Source organism: Rhodococcus sp. Leaf225, assembly GCF_001426145.1.
Taxonomy (GTDB): Bacteria; Actinomycetota; Actinomycetes; order Mycobacteriales; family Mycobacteriaceae; genus Rhodococcoides.
Window position 1 is genome coordinate 582,527 of record NZ_LMRN01000012.1, and the last position, 17,566, is coordinate 600,092.

The 17,566-nt window shown below is 67.9% G+C and carries 14 protein-coding genes and 1 pseudogene; all 15 read right to left on the reverse strand.

What is annotated here, in order from left to right; all coding sequences use genetic code 11:
* Positions 1 to 11: 11 nt before the first annotated feature.
* Positions 12 to 2,387 carry a lysylphosphatidylglycerol synthase transmembrane domain-containing protein gene (locus ASG69_RS12440; protein ID WP_056445081.1) on the reverse strand — a complete coding sequence of 792 codons (2,376 nt, stop codon included), beginning with the start codon at positions 2,385 to 2,387 and terminating at the stop codon, positions 12 to 14.
* Positions 2,388 to 2,432: 45 nt separating this feature from the next.
* Positions 2,433 to 3,164 (reverse strand): response regulator, encoded by a 732-nt coding sequence (locus ASG69_RS12445; RefSeq protein WP_056445084.1) that lies wholly within the window; start codon positions 3,162 to 3,164, stop codon positions 2,433 to 2,435.
* Positions 3,161 to 5,656, reverse strand: a complete 2,496-nt coding sequence (locus ASG69_RS12450; protein WP_056445354.1) for a sensor histidine kinase — start codon at positions 5,654 to 5,656, stop codon at positions 3,161 to 3,163. Before ASG69_RS12450 ends, ASG69_RS12445 begins: the two co-directional genes overlap by 4 nt.
* A 13-nt stretch (positions 5,657 to 5,669) precedes the next feature.
* The gene (locus ASG69_RS12455) at positions 5,670 to 6,314 is read right to left on the reverse strand and encodes a potassium-transporting ATPase subunit C (protein ID WP_027504982.1); all 645 of its coding nucleotides are present in this window, start codon (positions 6,312 to 6,314) and stop codon (positions 5,670 to 5,672) included.
* A gap of 2 nt (positions 6,315 to 6,316) precedes the next feature.
* Positions 6,317 to 8,407 carry a potassium-transporting ATPase subunit KdpB gene (gene kdpB / locus ASG69_RS12460; protein WP_056445087.1) on the reverse strand — a complete coding sequence of 697 codons (2,091 nt, stop codon included), beginning with the start codon at positions 8,405 to 8,407 and terminating at the stop codon, positions 6,317 to 6,319.
* Positions 8,404 to 9,972 (reverse strand): annotated as a pseudogene (kdpA, locus tag ASG69_RS12465) (potassium-transporting ATPase subunit KdpA); the annotation flags it as partial. The gene kdpB and the pseudogene kdpA, both read right to left, overlap by 4 nt.
* A gap of 243 nt (positions 9,973 to 10,215) precedes the next feature.
* On the reverse strand, positions 10,216 to 10,314 hold the full coding sequence (gene kdpF / locus ASG69_RS12470) for a K(+)-transporting ATPase subunit F (protein ID WP_027504979.1): 99 nt from the start codon (positions 10,312 to 10,314) through the stop codon (positions 10,216 to 10,218).
* Positions 10,315 to 10,558: 244 nt separating this feature from the next.
* Positions 10,559 to 11,443: a bifunctional DNA-formamidopyrimidine glycosylase/DNA-(apurinic or apyrimidinic site) lyase gene (mutM, locus tag ASG69_RS12475; protein ID WP_056445093.1), complete on the reverse strand. Its 885-nt coding sequence runs from the start codon at positions 11,441 to 11,443 to the stop codon at positions 10,559 to 10,561.
* A complete protein-coding gene (gene rnc, locus ASG69_RS12480) occupies positions 11,436 to 12,218 on the reverse strand; it encodes a ribonuclease III (protein WP_027504977.1) in 783 nt (260 codons plus the stop codon). Before rnc ends, mutM begins: the two co-directional genes overlap by 8 nt.
* Positions 12,219 to 12,220: 2 nt before the next feature.
* A complete protein-coding gene (gene rpmF, locus ASG69_RS12485; protein WP_027504976.1) occupies positions 12,221 to 12,403 on the reverse strand; it encodes a 50S ribosomal protein L32 in 183 nt (60 codons plus the stop codon).
* Between the two features lie 81 nt (positions 12,404 to 12,484).
* Positions 12,485 to 12,973, reverse strand: coding sequence for a YceD family protein (locus ASG69_RS12490; protein ID WP_081821208.1), 489 nt, complete (start codon positions 12,971 to 12,973; stop codon positions 12,485 to 12,487).
* Between the two features lie 195 nt (positions 12,974 to 13,168).
* Complete coding sequence (locus ASG69_RS12495; protein WP_027504974.1) at positions 13,169 to 13,942, reverse strand: DivIVA domain-containing protein; 774 nt, start codon at positions 13,940 to 13,942, stop codon at positions 13,169 to 13,171.
* 137 nt (positions 13,943 to 14,079) lie between these two features.
* A complete protein-coding gene (gene coaD, locus ASG69_RS12500; RefSeq protein WP_027504973.1) occupies positions 14,080 to 14,562 on the reverse strand; it encodes a pantetheine-phosphate adenylyltransferase in 483 nt (160 codons plus the stop codon).
* Between the two features lie 14 nt (positions 14,563 to 14,576).
* Positions 14,577 to 15,164: a 16S rRNA (guanine(966)-N(2))-methyltransferase RsmD gene (gene rsmD, locus ASG69_RS12505; protein ID WP_056445096.1), complete on the reverse strand. Its 588-nt coding sequence runs from the start codon at positions 15,162 to 15,164 to the stop codon at positions 14,577 to 14,579.
* 13 nt (positions 15,165 to 15,177) lie between these two features.
* Positions 15,178 to 17,566: pyruvate carboxylase (locus tag ASG69_RS12510; RefSeq protein ID WP_056695778.1), on the reverse strand; the 2,389-nt coding region annotated here is incomplete at its 5' end.

The following is a 17,566-nucleotide window of genomic DNA, read 5'->3' on the forward strand; positions in this document are numbered from 1 at the left end:
GTGGGAGGACGTCAGATCATGTCCTTGCGCGCCAACCACCGCATGATCGGCCAGCCGAGGAACACCGGGATCCAGCACGTGAGCACGCGATAGAGCAGAACGGACGGCACCGCGATGGTGGCGGGCAACCCGAACGCCGCCAGACCGCCGATGAGAGCGGCTTCCACGGCGCCGATGCCACCCGGCGTCGGGGCTGCGGAGGCGAGCGTCCCACCGATCATCGTGACGATGGTGACCGTGATGAAGGTGGTTCCCCCGCCGAACGCCTCGATGCTCACCCACAGCGCGAAGGCAGCACCGAGAGTGGTTGCGGCGCAGCCCAGCACGATGACGGTGAAGCGTGCCGGATGCCGCACGAGCTCCGAGAGGTCCGAGTAGACCTCCGCGAGCTGAGGCCGCACCGCGGTGCGCAGGAAGCGCCGCAGGGTGGGCACGAACAGGACGGCGCCGAGGGCGCCGAACGCGACACCGGCGATGAGGTACAGGATCGTGGCGCTCGGGACGAAGCGGGACAGGTCGGCGGACTGGCCCGCCGCGACGCTGAACACCACGAGCAGCGTCACGTGCGAGATCACCTGCACCAGTTGCTGCAGAGCTACCGCGGCGGTCGAGCGCGTGAGCGTCAAACCGCCCTTCTGCAGGAAGCGGACGCTCAGCGCCAGTCCGCCGACACCCGCCGGAGTCGTCGTCGCCGCGAACGTGTTGGCCACCTGCATGATCGTCGTGTTCAGGAAACCCACGGCGCCCGAGGCGCACGCCCACAGCGCCGCGGCCGCTCCGAAATAGGTCGCGGCGGAGATCGCGAGACCGAGCAGTGCCCACCACCAGTTGATCGAGGCCAGCTCGGAGGCGAAGGTCGGGACCTGACTGATGAACGGATACGCGACGTAGACCAGCGCGATGAGCAGGACCAACTGCACGACCTGGTTACGCGAGAACCGCGTCACCTGCTCGGTGGCGATCGCCGAGGTCCCGGTCCGGGCCAGCACCGTGTCCCGCGTCGCCGTGAGCACCCCCTTGGCGTCGTGCACCGCCCGGCGCACGCGGGTCGGGATAGCGGACGGCGTCAGCCGGCGTGAGGCGGTGAGAACGTCCGCCGGGCCGAGCCTGTCGATCGCGGCGTCGACGGCGACGTCGGGCCCGTACAGCGATGCGGTGGTCAGCATCAGCTGCGCGGCGTCCGAGTGCAACTGGGCCTGCGACGCGCCGAGTTCCGCGGTGTCGAAGCCACCGAGCAACGCGGTGCCGTCCTCGTCGATCCGGATGTCGTCGACCCGGAGGTCTCCGTGCGAGATCTGCCGGGAGCGCAGCACTCCCAGAGTCCGCCACAGTGCGTGCGCATCCTCCGGACGCTCGGGGTCCACGCGCCGACCGCGGGGAACGCTGTGGGCGTACAGGACCCAGCCACGCTCGAGGGCCGACACCGCCGTCGGGACACAGGCCGCCACGCCCAGGTCGTTCAGCGCGATGCCCATCAACGCGCGATGCTCCACCGCGCGGCGCTGTGAGGCGTGCAGGGGCGGGCTCTCCGACGACCGCAGAGTCACCAGTCGGCGCAGCAGACGCAGGGCGCCGCGGCTGCGCTGATTGGGACCGAACAGCTCGACGACGACGTCGTGGCCCACCGGCCCGATCCGTCCCGAGAGCACCAGGGGACCCGAACCCGCCGGGCGCAGAACGACGAACCCGGCGATGTCGACTCCCCGGCGCTTCAGGGCACGGACGGCCTCGGCGAGCGGCACCTCGAGTGCCGGGGTGCCCACCACCCAGATCACGAGCGATCCGGCGAGCCACCCCACGGCGAGACCGAGCAGCGAGCGCGCGGGGACGACGGTGCTGATGAGCAGATGGATCGGGACGAAAGCCAGCAGCAGCACCCACCACGTCCGCTTCCAGCGGATCGGCAGCCCCGGGCCGGAGACGGTGAGCACGGCCGCGACGATGGCGATCCAGCGCGGATCGTCGAGGATCTGCGAGAGCAGGGTGTCCAGGCGCGTCGATTCGTCGATGTGCCACTTCGGCGCGGAGATCCCGCTGCCACTGACCGACAACGCCAGTGCGGCCACCACGGCCGCAGCGACGTAACCCGCGAGCAGCCGCCAGCGGCGTGCCGCCACCAGTCCGGCGAGCACGGTGAACGGAAGAGCCAGAATGGCGACGCCGTACACGAGATAGACGGCATTGGACTGGCTCGGGGTGAGCACGCCGACGATGTCGGAGATCGAGCGCTCCAGCGCTGTCCACTCGTTGCGGGTCACCAACGAACCGACGACGATCGCCCCCAGGACGATCGCCGCGGTCACGACCCGCAGGATGTCGCTCGTTCGCCGGGTCAACGGTTGCAGGACGCTCCCGGTGACCGGGATGTCTCTTCCGTCGACCAGCACACCGGCCAACCTATCGGAGCGGTGGGCCGCCGGCGGTGAGGCGCATCAGCTTCGGAAGCGATACCCCATGCCGGCCTCGGTCAGCAGGTGGCGTGGATGCGCCGGATCGGGCTCGAGTTTGCGCCGCAGCTGACCGAGATACACCCGGAGATAGTGGGTCTCGGTCTCGTACGCCGGACCCCACACCTCGCGCAGCAGTTCTCGCTGTCCGACCAGCTTGCCGCGGTGCCGCACCAGCATCTCGAGCATGCCCCACTCGGTGGGGGTGAGGTGGACCGGCTGCCCGTCGCGCGTCACCGATCTCGCGGCCAGATCCACGGTGAACGAGTCGGTCACGACGACCGCCTCGCCGTCGCCGTCCGCCGTGCGTGCGGCGCGCCGAACCGCGACGCGCAGCCGGGCGAGGAACTCGTCCATGCCGAACGGCTTGGTCACGTAGTCGTCCGCACCCGCGTCCAGCGCGTCGACCTTGTCGCCGGAGTCCGAACGGGCGGACAGCACGATCACGGGCACGGTGGTCCACCCGCGAAGTCCGGCGAGCACCTCCAGGCCGTCGAGATCCGGCAGACCCAGGTCGAGGACGATCACGTCCGGATGCCTCTCGGCGGCGGCGCGCAGAGCTCCCGCTCCGGTCGACGCCGTCGACACGTCGTAGCCCCGCACCCCGAGATTGATGCGCAGCGCCCGCAGCAACTGCGGCTCGTCGTCGACGACGAGGACACGGGTGGGCGGCGGTCCCGGCCGCGGCGTCTCGGTCGTTCCCCCGTCCTCGGTCACGACGCCGCCGGCAGGTCGACGGTGACGGTCAGCCCGCCGCCGACGGTGCGCTGCGTCGACACCGTGCCGTGCATGGCCTCGACGAAGCCGCGCACCACGGACAGTCCGAGGCCGACGCCGGTGGTGTTGTCGCGATCCCCGAGCCGCTGGAACGCGTCGAAGACGGTCTCCTCCGAGCCGTCCGCGATACCGGGCCCGTGGTCGGCCACGGCGAGCCGGACGCGGTCGTCGTCCACACGAGCGGACACGCGGATCTCGCCGTGGGGTGCGTACCGCACAGCGTTGTCGATCAGATTCGCCACCACTCGCTCCAGCAGACCCTCGTCCGCCAGCACCGACAGATCCCCCACCTCCACCTGCAGGCGGGACCGCGCCGGACCGACGGAGGCCGAGGCGCGGTGCACCACCTCGTCGAGGAACACACGCGCCGACACCGGCCGCACCACGCCGGCGGCCAGGCGCGAGGAGTCGAGCAGGTTCTCCACCAGCGCGGTGAGCTGATCCGCCGACTCCTCGACCGTCGCCAGCAACTCCGCGGTGTCCTCGGGCGAGAAGGTGACGTCCTCGCTGCGCAGACTCGAGGCGGCGGCCTTGACCGCGGCCAGCGGCGTCCTCAGGTCGTGTCCCACGGCGGACAGCAGTGCCCGCCGCAGTGTGTCCGACTCGACGGCGGCCGCGGCGGTGCTCGCCTCCGCGGCCAGTTCGCTCTGGCGGATCAAGCCGACCGCCTGATTGGCGACCGCCGTGAGGACACGCCGGTCGGTCGCGCGGGTGCGGTGCCCCGCGAGGACGAGGGCGTACTCCTCGTCGCCCACCTCCACCGCGGTGTCGGCGGCGTCCACGCTCGTGGGCGGGTTCTCCCCCACTGCACTGACGACGCCGTGCCCCGAGCGCAGCACCGCCACGGCGCGCTGCCCGTACGTCTCGCGCACCCGCTCGAGCAGAGCGGGCAGGTCGGCTCCACGCAGCACCGATCCGGCGAACAGCGCCAGCAGTTCCGCCTGTTGCGACGCGCTGCGGGCGTCCCGTGCCCGCCGGGCGGCCGCGTCGACGAGCACGGCCACCGCCACGGCGACGACGAGCAGCACCACTGTCGTCACGAAGTTGTCCGGTTCGGCGATGGTGAAGCTGTAGCGCGGATCGGTGAAGAAGTAGTTCAACAGCAGAGCCGAGAACAGTGCCGACAGCGCGGCCGGAGCGACACCGCCGAGCAGGGACACCGCCAGCACCACCACGAAGAACAGGGCGCTCTCACCGCCGAGTTCGAGGGAATCGTCGAACAGCGAGATGATCGCGGCCGCAAGTGCAGGAACCACGACCGACGCGGCCCACGCCAACGGGCGTCGCAACGCCGGCGCGGCAGTGCGTCTGATTCCGCGGCGCGCCTCCTCGTGAGTGACCATGTGCACGTCGATCTTGCCGGAATGCTGCACCACCGACGATCCGATGCCCTCGTCGAAGATGCGGGCCCACCGCGAGCGACGTGACGTCCCGAGCACCAGCTGTGTCGCGTTGACGCCCCGCGCGAACTCGAGAAGCGTCGCCGGAACATCGTCGCCGACGACGCTGTGCACGGAGGCACCGAGCGCGGTGGCCAGGGTACGGACCTTGCCCATGTGCGAGGCGGAGACACCGGAGAGTCCGTCGCCTCGGACCACATGCAGCACCATCAGTTCCGCGCTGGACTTGGCGGCGATTCGGCTCGCCCGGCGCAGCAGCGTCTCGGATTCGGGACCGCCGGTCACCGCGACAACGAGACGTTCTCGTGCTTCCCACGTGTCCTTGATGGCGTTGTCCGCACGGTAGCGGGCCAGCGCCGCGTCGACCTGATCGGCCAGCCACAGCAGTGCCAGCTCCCGCAGCGCAGTGAGATTACCCCGTCGGAAGAAGTTGCTGAGCGCTGCGTCGACCTTCTCGGGCGCGTAGACGTTCCCGTGTGACAGCCTGCGCCGCAACGCTTCCGGGGTGATGTCGACCAGCTCGACCTGGGCTGCGGCCCGCACGATGGCGTCGGGAACCGTCTCCCGTTGCACCACACCGGTAATGCGCTGGACCACGTCGTTGAGACTCTCGAGGTGCTGCACGTTCAGAGTCGACACCACGTCGATCCCGGCGGCCAGAAACTCCTCGACATCCTGCCAGCGCTTGGCGTTACGACTGCCCGGAGTGTTCGTGTGGGCCAGTTCGTCGACGAGCACCAATTCCGGCATTCTGGCCAAGACGCCGTCGACGTCGAGTTCGGGCACCGAGGCTCCGCGATACTCGACCATTTTCGGCGCCAGTACCGCGATGCCGTCCAGCATCTCTGCCGTTCGAGTGCGTCCGTGAGTCTCGACGACACCGGCGACGACGTCACACCCGCGGGACTGGCGACGGTGCGCCTCGCCGAGCATCGCGAACGTCTTTCCCACGCCCGGCGCCGCGCCGAGATAGATACGCAGTTCTCCCCTGCCCCCCGGAGTCGTGCGTTCGTCTGCGGCGTCGGCGTGCATGCTCACCTGCTCATCATCCACCCGTGGTCGAGCAGTCGGGTGCAGTCAGTCCCAGGTCGACGTTAAGCGTGGCGACGTTCACCACCGATTGTCCGAGGAAACCGAGCTGCCGACCGTCGGTGTTCTCCGCGACCAGCGTGCGCACCTCGTCCTGTGATTTCCCTGTTGCTGCCGCCACGCGGGCGACCTGAAGCTCTGCATACGCCGGGCTGATGTCCGGGTCGATACCCGAACCCGAACCCGTCACCGCGTCGACGGGCACCGCCGCCGGATCGACGTTCTCACGCTCGGCGATCGCAGCGCGACGTTGCTCGATGAACGACGCGAGAGTGTCACTGCTCGGACCCTGGTTCAGAGGGAGAGCGGCGGAGGGGTCGCCCGCGGCAAAGGCGTCGTCATCGGCGACCGACCCCGTGACGCGCGTGTGGAAATACGGATCGGGTTGTCCGTCTGCGACAGTGGTGTCGACGCCGATGAGCGAGCTGCCGACAACACATCCCGAGGCATCGCGGATGGGTGAGCCTTCCGCCGAATCGGACCCGATCCGGCTGACCGCCCACACCGCAGCCGGGTACCCGATGCCGAGAAGTACCGTCAACGCCAACAGGACCGTGAACCCGGCGACGACCTGTTTGAAGAACACCGAAGTAATACGCATTGCTAGCCCATTCCAGGAATAAGTCGGACCACGAGGTCGATCAGCCAGATGCCGACGAAGGGCGAGATCACGCCTCCGACGCCATAGACGGCGAGGTTGCGGCCGAGCAGTGTCGACGCGGTGGACGGCGTGTACCGAACACCTTTCAGCGCAAGGGGAATCAGCGCCACGATGACCAGTGCGTTGAACACCACGGCCGAGACGATCGCTGATTGTGGAGTTGCCAGCCGCATGATGTTCAGCGTGTCGAGCTGGGGATACACCGTGGAGAACATTGCCGGCAGGATCGCGAAGTACTTGGCGAGGTCGTTCGCCAACGAGAACGTGGTGAGCGCTCCGCGGGTGATGAGGAGTTGCTTTCCGACCTCGACCACCTCGATCAATTTGGTGGGATCGGAATCGAGATCCACCATGTTGCCCGCCTCTTTCGCTGCGGACGTGCCGGTGTTCATTGCCACGCCTACGTCGGCCTGAGCCAGCGCGGGAGCGTCGTTGGTGCCATCCCCCGTCATTGCGACCAGCCGACCACCGTTCTGTTCACGGCGGATCAATGCGAGTTTGTCTTCCGGTGTCGCTTCGGCGAGGAAATCGTCGACCCCGGCTTCCGCAGCGATGGCCCGAGCGGTGAGGGGGTTGTCACCGGTCACCATCACGGTCCGAATGCCCATGGCGCGCAACCGTTCGAATCGTTCGGCGATGTGAGGCTTGACCACATCGGACAACTCGACGACTCCGAGAACTCGGGCGCTCGAACCGGATTCGGCGACCGCAACGACGAGCGGAGTACCGCCCGCTTCGGACACCGACTCGACCGAATCACGTACCGCAGTGTCGGTGGCGTCGCCACTGCGTTCACGGACCCAGGCGAACACGCTGTCGGAGGCGCCCTTTCGGATCTGCCGACCGTCGACGTCCAGCCCACTCATGCGGGTCTGAGCGGTGAACGGAACGAACTCACCCCCTGCTGCGGGATCTGCTTCCCCGCCGAAGTCGCGTGCGACGAGTTCGACGATGCTGCGTCCCTCGGGTGTTCCGTCAGCGAGCGAAGACAGGCGAGCCGCATCGGCGAGTTCCCGAACCTCGACCCCTGGTGCCGGATGCAGTGCCGTGGCTCTGCGATTTCCGAAGGTGATCGTGCCGGTCTTGTCCATCAGCAGGGTGTCGATGTCACCGGCGGCCTCGACCGCGCGGCCCGACATGGCGAGAACGTTGCGCTGCACCAGTCGGTCCATGCCGGCGATGCCGATGGCGGACAGGAGTGCGCCGATGGTCGTCGGGATCAGGCAGACGAGAAGTGCGATGAGCTTGACCGGATCCTGCGCCGACCCCGCGTAGATGCTCATGGGACCGATGGCCACGACGGCAAGCAAGAACACGATGGTCAGGGACGCGAGCAGGATGTTGAGAGCGATCTCGTTCGGAGTCTTCTGTCGCGACGCACCCTCGACGAGCGCGATCATCCGGTCGACGAACGTCTCACCCTGTGCGGCGGTGATCTTCACGACGATCCGGTCCGACAGCACGGTGGTGCCGCCGGTGACGGCGCTTCGGTCACCGCCCGATTCACGCACCACCGGTGCGGATTCACCCGTGATGGCGGATTCGTCCACCGATGCGATGCCGTCGACCACGTCACCGTCACCAGGAATGACTTCCCCTGCGGTGACGACCACCTCGTCACCGACCTTCAGTTCGGTGCCGGGCACGCTCTCGACGGACCCGTCGGGCAGCCGACGATTGGCAAGCGTGTCCCGTTTGACGTTGCGCAGACTGGCCGCCTGGGCCTTGCCGCGACCCTCGGCAACGGACTCGGCGAGGTTCGCGAACAACACGGTGAACCAGAGCCACCCGGTGACGAGCCAGGAAAACACCGACGGGTCGGCGATCGCCATGACAGTGGTGATGACCGAGCCGACCAGAACGACGAACATGACCGGGTTGCGGGCCTGGTGACGCGGATCGAGCTTGCGGAATGCGGTGGGTAACGAGGTCCACAGCTGCTTGGGGCTGAAGTAGCCGGACTTGACGGGAGCCGGCGCGCCGTTGTCGGGTGTCGCCTCCGACAGAGTGGGATGGTCGTTGACGAGGGTCATTGCAAAGCCTCCGCGAAGGGGCCCAGCGCGAGCGCTGGGAAGAATGTGAGCGCAGCGACGAGGACGATCGTGCCGGTGAGAAGGCCGGTGAACAGCAGTCCCGTGGTGGGCAGGGTGCCGGGTCCAGCCGGACTTCGACGCTTGGTGACCAGTGAGCCGGCCAGGGCCAGAACGAACACGATCGGAAGGAACCGGCCCAGCAGCATCGCGATGCCAAGGGAGGTCTGGAACCAGTCGTTGGTCACGGTCAGTCCGCCGAACGCACTTCCGTTGTTGTTCGACGCGGACGCGTAGGCGTAGAGCACCTCGCTGAATCCGTGGATCGAACCCGGAGTTCCGGGGTCCCCGCTGTTGCCGAGCGCTCCGCTCGTGGAACCCAGGATCACCGTGATACCTGTTCCGATCAGAACGAGCGCCGGCATGACGAGCACCGACAGTGCCGCCATGGTGATCTCGCGTTTGCCGAGCTTCTTACCGAGGTACTCCGGCGTGCGTCCCACCAGGAGCCCACCGACGAACACGGCGATGATGGCCAGGACCAGCATTCCGTAGAGGCCGGTCCCGACTCCGCCGGGAGCGACCTCACCGAAAAGCATGTTGAGGATGACGACTCCACCGCCCAGGGGCGACATCGAGTCGTGCGCCGAATTCACTGCGCCGGTCGAGGTTCCCGTGGTGCTGACTGCCCACAGGGCGGACGCGGGGATGCCGAAACGCTGTTCCTTACCCTCCATCATGGCGCCCGCGGCCTGCGCGGCGACACCGCGAGTACCGGATTCCGCCGCAAGGGTCACGGCGAGAACGGCGCCCCACAGCAGCGTCATGACGGCGAGGATCGACAGACCCTGCTTACGTTCTCCGACAAGGGTTCCGAAGGTTCGCGTCAACGCGACTGGGATCAACAACAGGGCGATGATCTCGACGATGTTGGACAACGGCGTCGGGTTCTCGAACGGGTGCGCCGAGTTGGCTGCCAGGATTCCGCCGCCGTTGGTGCCGAGCTCTTTGATCGCTTCCTGAGAGGCGACGGGAGCGAGAGCATTCGTGATCGAGCTACCGTCCAGACCCGTCGACGCGAAGCTGCTGTGGAACGACATGACCACGCCCTGCGTCAGCAGGATCAGCGCCACGACGAACGACAACGGCAGCAGGATCCGAAGTACGCCGCGTGTGAGATCGACCCAGAAGTTTCCGAGTTCGCCTCCACTGCGCACACGAACGAACCCGCGGATCACTGCAACCGCCACGGCCAATCCCACTGCGGCAGAGACGAAATTTTGCACTGCGAGGCCGAGCGGTTGCGTGAGGTTGCTCATCGTTGTCTCGGGTGAATACGACTGCCAGTTGGTGTTGGTCACGAAGGAGATGGCGGTGTTGAACGCAACCGACGGGCTGACACCGGGCAGCGAATTGTTCAGCGGCAGAACACCTTGAACGCGTTGGAGGGCATAGAGGAAGAAGACGCCGGCCGCAGAGAAGCCCAGCAGCGACAAGGCGTAGCCGACCCACGTCTGTTCCGAGCGGGGGTCGATCCGGCACACGCGATACAGCAGGGATTCCACCCGCCAGTCCGCTGTTGCCGATACCGACCTGCTCGTCGGCTGCGGAGGGTCGAGAGCAGTGGTCGTGGTGATCGTCGATCCCTCTGCCTGGTTCGCGGCAGAGCTGACCAATTCTTCACGAGCACGTGCATCTCGCGGGGTGGTGAACACGCGCGCCATGTAGTCGCCGAGTGGAACGTAGGCGGCAGCGAGCACGATCACGACGGCCGCGATCTGCACGCCGGCCGCAAGTGCGGGGGTCACGGCTCAGAACCTTTCGGGGTCGAGCAACGCGATCAGCAGGTACACCGCAAGTGCCGCGGACACCACGATCAAGATCACGCTCTCGATTCCGGCGGCGGTCATGCGGATCGCCCGAGTCGAAGAACGGTGAATACCAGCACAGCGAAACCTGCTGCGGCGGTGAGTAGATAGGCCAGGTCAGCCATGGATGCAATCCTCGTGAAACGGCGACGAACTGCCGGCGGTTGCTCGGCAGCTACGCCAGCGTCCACCCCCTACGCGCCCATCTCGGCCTCACTGACACTCTGTTGACGCTGCGAGCAGGCGTTTTTATGAGATCTTTACGACCGACGTGCCGGGAGTCGCCCTACCCCCGCCGAACCCTCGGCGCCGGCTGACACTTCGGACAGCTGAAGGACGACCGATTCATGAACTTCTCGCGGCGGATGGGAGCGCCGCAGCGAGGGCACGGGAGTCCCTCCTGGCCGTATGCGGCCAGTGACCGGTCGAAGTACCCCGACTGACCGTTCACGTTGACGTAAAGCGCGTCGAACGAGGTGCCGCCCTGCGCCAGTGCCTCCCCCATGACAGCGTGCGCGTTGTTCAGCAACCTGCGCAGCGCCGGGCGAGTCAGTGAATCGGTGAGTCGATTGCCGTGGATCTTGCTGCGCCACAACGACTCGTCGGCGTAGATGTTGCCCACGCCCGACACGACGGTCTGATCGAGGAGCGCGCGCTTGATCTCGGTGTGCTTCCCCCGCATCGCCGTCACCACGGACTCCGCGTCGAACTGGGGGTCGAGTGGGTCGCGGGCGATGTGCGCCACGGGAACCGGGACCCGGGAGCCGTCGACCTCCACGAGGTCGGCGACGGCCCACCCGCCGAACGTCCGCTGATCGACGAATCGCAGATCCGTGCCGCTGCCCAGTCGGGCGCGGATGCGGAGATGCTTCTCGTCGGGTGCGTCCGCGGGCTGGACGAGCATCTGCCCGCTCATGCCCAGGTGCACCACGATCGACTCGAGCGGCCCGGTCGCGTCGTCGTTCGCGGCGACCACGAGCCAGAGGTACTTGCCACGGCGCTCGGCGGACACGACGGTGGTGCCGGCCAGTCGCGACTGGAGATCGAGACTTCCCTCGAGATGCCGTCGAGCGGCACGCGGATGAAGGACCTCGATGTCGACGAGGGTCTCCCCCACGACGTGCGACGCGAGTCCGCGTCGCACCACCTCGACCTCGGGAAGTTCAGGCATTCCGGTCGGACGACATCTCCGGGGTCGGGCCGGCGATCAGCGCTGCGGAGGCCGATTCACTGAGAGCGTTCCAGGCCGCGCTGGCGGCGCGCTGCTCGGCTTCCTTCTTCGAGCGACCCACGCCCTGCCCGTGCGGCGATCCGCCGACAAGCACGGTGGCCGTGAACTCCTTGTCGTGGTCCGGTCCCGTCGCGGTGATCTCGTACGCGGGAACACCGAGACCCTTCTCGGCCGTGAGCTCCTGCAGGCTGGTCTTCCAGTCGAGGCCGGCACCGAGACGCGGTCCACGCTCGAGCAACGCGTCGAACAGACGCAGCACCACCTCGCGTGCGACGTCGATGCCGTGCTCGACGTGGATGGCGCCGAGAAGCGATTCCATGCCGTCCGCGAGGATCGACGGCTTGTCGCGCCCACCGGTCATCTCCTCGCCCTTGCCCAGAAGCAGGTGCGCACCGAGTCCGCCGTCACCCAGTTGGCGAGCCACCTCGGCGAGCGCGTGCATGTTGACCACGCTCGCGCGGATCTTGGCCAGCTCGCCCTCCGACTTGTCGGGGTGGGCGCTGTACAGCTGCTCGGTGATGCTCAGACCCAGAACGGAATCTCCGAGGAACTCGAGGCGTTCGTTCGTGGGCAGCCCACCGTTCTCGTACGCGTACGAGCGGTGGGTGAGAGCGTGGACGAGCAGGTCGTGGTCCAGAGACACGCCAAGAGCGGCGAGAAGCGATGCATGATCGTCCTCGCCGCTCCGGTCTGTCGCTGGCGACTGTGAGGTCACCGTCAGACTGCCGCGGTGACCTGGCGACCCTTGTAGGTGCCGCAGTTCGGGCACACCGTGTGGGGCAGGGTCTTCTCGCCGCACCCGCGGTTGGGGCAGGTGATGAGGGTGGGTGCAGTGGTCTTCCACTGGCTGCGTCGCGATCGGGTGTTGGACCGCGACATCTTGCGCTTCGGAACAGCCACTTCTACTTCTCCTCGTACTCGTTCGGTGCAATGTCGTGCTGGTGAAGCACGGGTCGTGCAGGCGCAGGGTGCGCCGGCCGACTAGGTCTGGTCGGTGTCGGTCTGCAGCTTCGCCGCGAGACCGGCCCAGCGAGGATCGATTGTCTCATGCGCATGACCCGGTTCCGCAATCGACAGGCGGATGCCGCACTCCGGGCACAGTCCCTGGCAGTCCTCGGTGCACAGGGGTCGCAGCGGCAGGGTGAGCCCCGCCACGTCCACGATCAGTGGTTCGAGATCGATCGCGTCGTCCTCGACCCGGTAGAGATCGTCCTCGTCCGTGGTGGCCTCGGTGACGCTGTTCGGGTACGCGTACAGCTCCGTCAGGTGGAGCTGCACGTGTGACGTGAACGGCTCGAGGCACCGCGAGCACTCACCGACGGTGTCGGCGTCGACCGTGCCGCTGACGAGCACACCCTCGGACACGGACTCGAACCGGAGATCGAGATCGATGTCGGCCCCCTCCTGGATCGCGATCAGGTCCAGACCGATGCGCGACGGGGAGGGAACGGTGCGAGCGACCGGCATCATCGACCCTGCGCGGCGACCCAGACGACGGGTGTCCACCACCAGCCCCGAGACGGGTTCGGCGGAGTGGCGACGAGCAGCGGGAGACAACGAACGATCCTTTCACGGGCGGTGCGGGCAACCACTCCACGATACGGGAGCGTCAGGTCAGCGCCAAATCACACCAGCCCACCCTGCGAGGAGGGATCTGCGTGGCGGTCAGTAGCGCGAGCGGCCCTCACCACGCGAGTCGGCGAAATCGGTGTCGTAACTCGGAACGCCACTGCCGGTGCGGAGCTGCTGCCGTCCCCGACCGACGGACCGCAACGTGCCGGAGAGAATCTCCTCGAACTCCGCGAACTTCGTGTCGACGTAGAGGTCGCACTCGGTACGCAGACGATCGGACTCGGCGTGCGCCGCGTCGATGACCCGAGCGGACTCCGCGTGCGCGGACTGCACCACCTCGGTCTGCGAGACCAGGCGCTCCTGTTCGGCGAGACCCTCGGCGACGGAACGCTCGTAGGCCGCCTTGCCGGCGTCGATCGAGCGAGCGGACTCGACGCGGCCGCGCTCGGTCAGCGTCTCGTACTCGTGCTCCGCGTCCGCGATGGTGGCGTCGGCGCGCGCGGTGGCGTCGGCGACGAGGCTCTCGGCGTGCGCGGTGGCCTCGGCGACCATCCGGTCGGCGTGGGCCTTCGCGTCGGCCAGGAGTCGATCGGCCTCGTCCCGCGCGTTCTCCACCGTGCTGGTGGCTTCCGCGTCGGCCGACGAGATCGTCTTCTCGGCACCGGTCCGTGCGTCCGACACCAGCTTGTCGCGGTGGTCCAGCACGTCCTGCGCGTCGTCGAGCTCACCCGGAATGGCGTCTCGGACGTCGTCCAGCAGCTCCAGCACATCACCACGCGGGACGACGCATCCCGCGGTCATCGGGACGCCGCGCGCCTCCTCGACGATCGCGACGAGCTCGTCGAGCGCCTCGAATACCCGGTACACCGTGCTCGGCCCTCACTTCGATCGACAGTCTCTGAGTTCGGCGACCACACCCGTCGGGCGCGATCTCCGGTGTCAGTGTGCCCGGTACGCGCACCGGTCCGCACGATTGTCCCCCGGTGTGTCGCCGTCCGGCCCGGTCAGGAGCGCTCGGCGAGCCGGGCCAGCAGTCGGTCGTGCACGGCGGCCGGGACCATCGTCGTGACGTCTCCGCCCAATCGCGCGATCTCCTTGATGAGCGAGCTCGACAGGCTGCTGTGCACCGGGTCGGTTCCGAGGAACACTGTGTCCACGCCGGTGAGTCGCCGGTTCATCTGCGCCATCTGCACCTCGTAGTCGAAATCGGCGGCGTTGCGCAGACCCTTGACGATGGCGGTGGCCCCGGACTCCGACGCGAAGTCGACGAGCAACCCCTGCCACGTCGCGACGCGCACACCCTGCAGATGAGTGGTGGCCTGCGCCAGCATCTCGACCCGTTCGTCGACGGTGAAGAGTCCACTCTTGTTGGGGTTCACCACCACCGTGACGATGACCTCGTCGAATTGCGTTGCGACGCGCGAGATCACGTCGAGATGACCGTTGTGGATCGGATCGAAGGATCCCGGGACCAGGGCGCGGCTCATGGTGGGTGAACGTATCAGCTTCCCTGTGCGGGGTGCTCGATCTGCGCGACCTCGAACCGGGCCATGTCGATGCGAGCCTCGCCGTAGCGCTTGGCCTTCAATTCGACGAGCCCAGCGGGCCACAGCGTCGCGGGCGAGCGCGAGGACCGCTCGACGACCACGAGGGCGTCCTCGGCGAGCCATTCGCCCTCGACGAGTCGGTCCAACACCGAGGACACGGCGCCGTCCGACACGGAGTACGGAGGATCGGCGAGCACGAGGTCGTAGCGGCGCTCCGGTGTCCCGCCGACGACGGCCGCGACGGGCGCGGTACGCACCTGCGCTCCCGGCAGTCCCACGGACTCGATGTTCCGGGCGACCACGGCCGCCGCGCGCGCGTCGTTCTCGACGAGGAGGACGTGCTCGGCTCCGCGCGAGAGCGCTTCGAGGCCGAGAGCGCCCGATCCCGCGTACAGGTCCAGCACCGACGCACCGTCGAGGTACATCCGGCTCTCGAGCGCACTGAAGAGCGCCTCTCGGACCCGGTCCGCGGTGGGTCTGGTGCCGCGGGACGGCACGACGAGCGAACGCCCGCCGGCCGTCCCGGCCACGATCCTGGTCACTGCGAGAACCCTGTCAGGAGCGGTCGGTGGTGTCGCCGACGGCGATGACGCAGATCAGGTCCCCGCCCTCGACCTGCGCGACACCGGACAGAGCCAGACGGGTGACGGTGCCCGCCCGCGGCGCGGTGACGGCTGCTTCCATCTTCATCGCCTCGATCGTCGCCACCGTCTCCCCCGCCGACACCGACTGCCCCACCTCCGCGGTCAACGTCACCACACCCGCGAACGGCGCCGCCAGATGCGACGGATCGTCCCGATCCGCCTTCTCCGTCGTCGGCGCATCCGCCGAGATCGACCTGTCCCGCACCGACACCGGCCGCAACTGTCCGTTGAGGATGCACATCACCGTCCGCATCCCCGCCTCGTCCGGCTCCGAGATCGCCTCCAACCCGATCAGCAGATCCACACCCTTCTCCAGGCGCACCCGATGCTCGTCGCCCTGACGCAACCCGTAGAAGAACTGATTCGCCGACAACCCGGAGGTGTCCCCGTACTTCTCCCGGTGCTCCGCCAACTCCTTCGCCGGCCCCGGGAACAACAGATGATTGAGACGATCACGCCGCTCGGCACTGGTGCCGGAGAGCAGCACCTCGTCCTGCGTCGTCAACGTCGCCTCCCCACGCCCGGCGCCGCGCCCCGCCAACGCGGTGGTGCGGAACGGCTCCGGCCACCCACCGGCCGGGGTGCCCAGATCGCCGCGCAGGAACCCGATCACCGAATCGGGAATATCGAACTTCCCGGGATCCGCCGCGAAGTCCTCCATCGACACCCCCGCACCGACCAGGTGCAACGCCAGATCGCCCACCACCTTCGACGACGGCGTCACCTTGATCAGCCGGCCCAACAACCGGTCCGCGTCCGCGTACGCCTTCTCCACGTCCTCGAACCGGTCCCCCAGACCCAACGCGATGGCCTGCTGACGCAGATTGGACAGCTGCCCACCCGGAATCTCGTGCGTGTAGACCCGCCCGGTCGGAGCGGGGAGCCCGGACTCGAACGGGGCGTACACCTTTCGGATCGCCTCCCAGTACGGCTCCAGATCGCACACCGCCGCCAGATCCAACCCGGTGTCCCGCTCGGTGTGCGCCGCCGCCGCCACGATCGCCGACAACGCCGGCTGACTGGTCGTGCCCGCCATCGACGCCGACGCCCCGTCCACAGCATCCGCGCCGGCCTGCCACGCCGCCAGGTACGTCGCCAACTGACCACCCGGGGTGTCGTGGGTGTGCACGTGCACCGGCAGGTCGAAATTCTTGCGCAGCGCCGTCACCAACGTCGTCGCCGACGGCGCCCGCAGAAGCCCCGCCATGTCCTTGATCGCCAACACGTGCGCTCCGGCGTCGACGATCTGCTCCGCCAACCGCAGGTAATAGTCCAGGGTGTAGAGCTTCTCGTCCGGATTCGACAGGTCACCGGTGTACGACATCGCCACCTCGGCGATCGTCGTGCCGGTCTCGCGGACGGCGTCGATCGCGGGGCGCATCTGATCGACGTTGTTCAGCGCGTCGAAGATGCGGAAGATGTCCACACCCGTCGCCGCCGCTTCCTCGACGAACGCTGTCGTCACCCGCTCCGGGTAGGGGGTGTAGCCGACGGTATTACGCCCGCGCAGCAACATCTGCAGGGCGATGTTCGGCACCGCCTCCCGCAGCGCCGCCAACCGCTCCCACGGATCCTCGTGCAGGAACCGCAGCGCCACGTCGTACGTCGCACCGCCCCAGCACTCGATCGACAACAGTTCGGGTGTGGTCCGCGCGACGTAGGGGGCGACCATCAGCAGTCCCGAGGTCCGCACGCGCGTGGCCAACAACGACTGGTGGGCGTCGCGGAACGTGGTGTCGGTGACGCCCAACGCCTTTCGCTGACGCAGGTCGCGGGCGAAGCCTTCGGGACCGAGCTCGAGCAGCCGCTGCCGAGACCCGTCGCGCGGCGCGACGGACAGATCGATGTCCGGCAGCTTGTCCTGTGGGTAGACCGTGCTCGGACGCTCGCCGTGCGGCTTGTTCACCGTCACGTCCGCGAGGTAGGTCAGGATCTTGGTACCGCGATCGCCGGACGACCGCGCCGTCAACAGCTCGGGTCGCTCCTCGATGAACGACGTCGTGACGTTGCCCGCACGGAAGTCCTCGTCCTGCAGAAGTCCCTGCAGGAAGCCGATGTTCGTCGAGACACCGCGGATACGGAACTCCGCCAACGCCCGCCGCGACCGCGCCACCGCGTCCTCGAACGTGCGACCACGGCAGGTGAGCTTCACCAGCATCGAGTCGAAGTACGCCGACACCTCCGCACCCAACGTCGTCCCGCCGTCGAGACGGATGCCCGCACCGCCCGGCGTCCGATACGCGGTGATACGGCCGGTGTCCGGGCGGAACCCGTTCGCCGGGTCCTCCGTCGTGATGCGG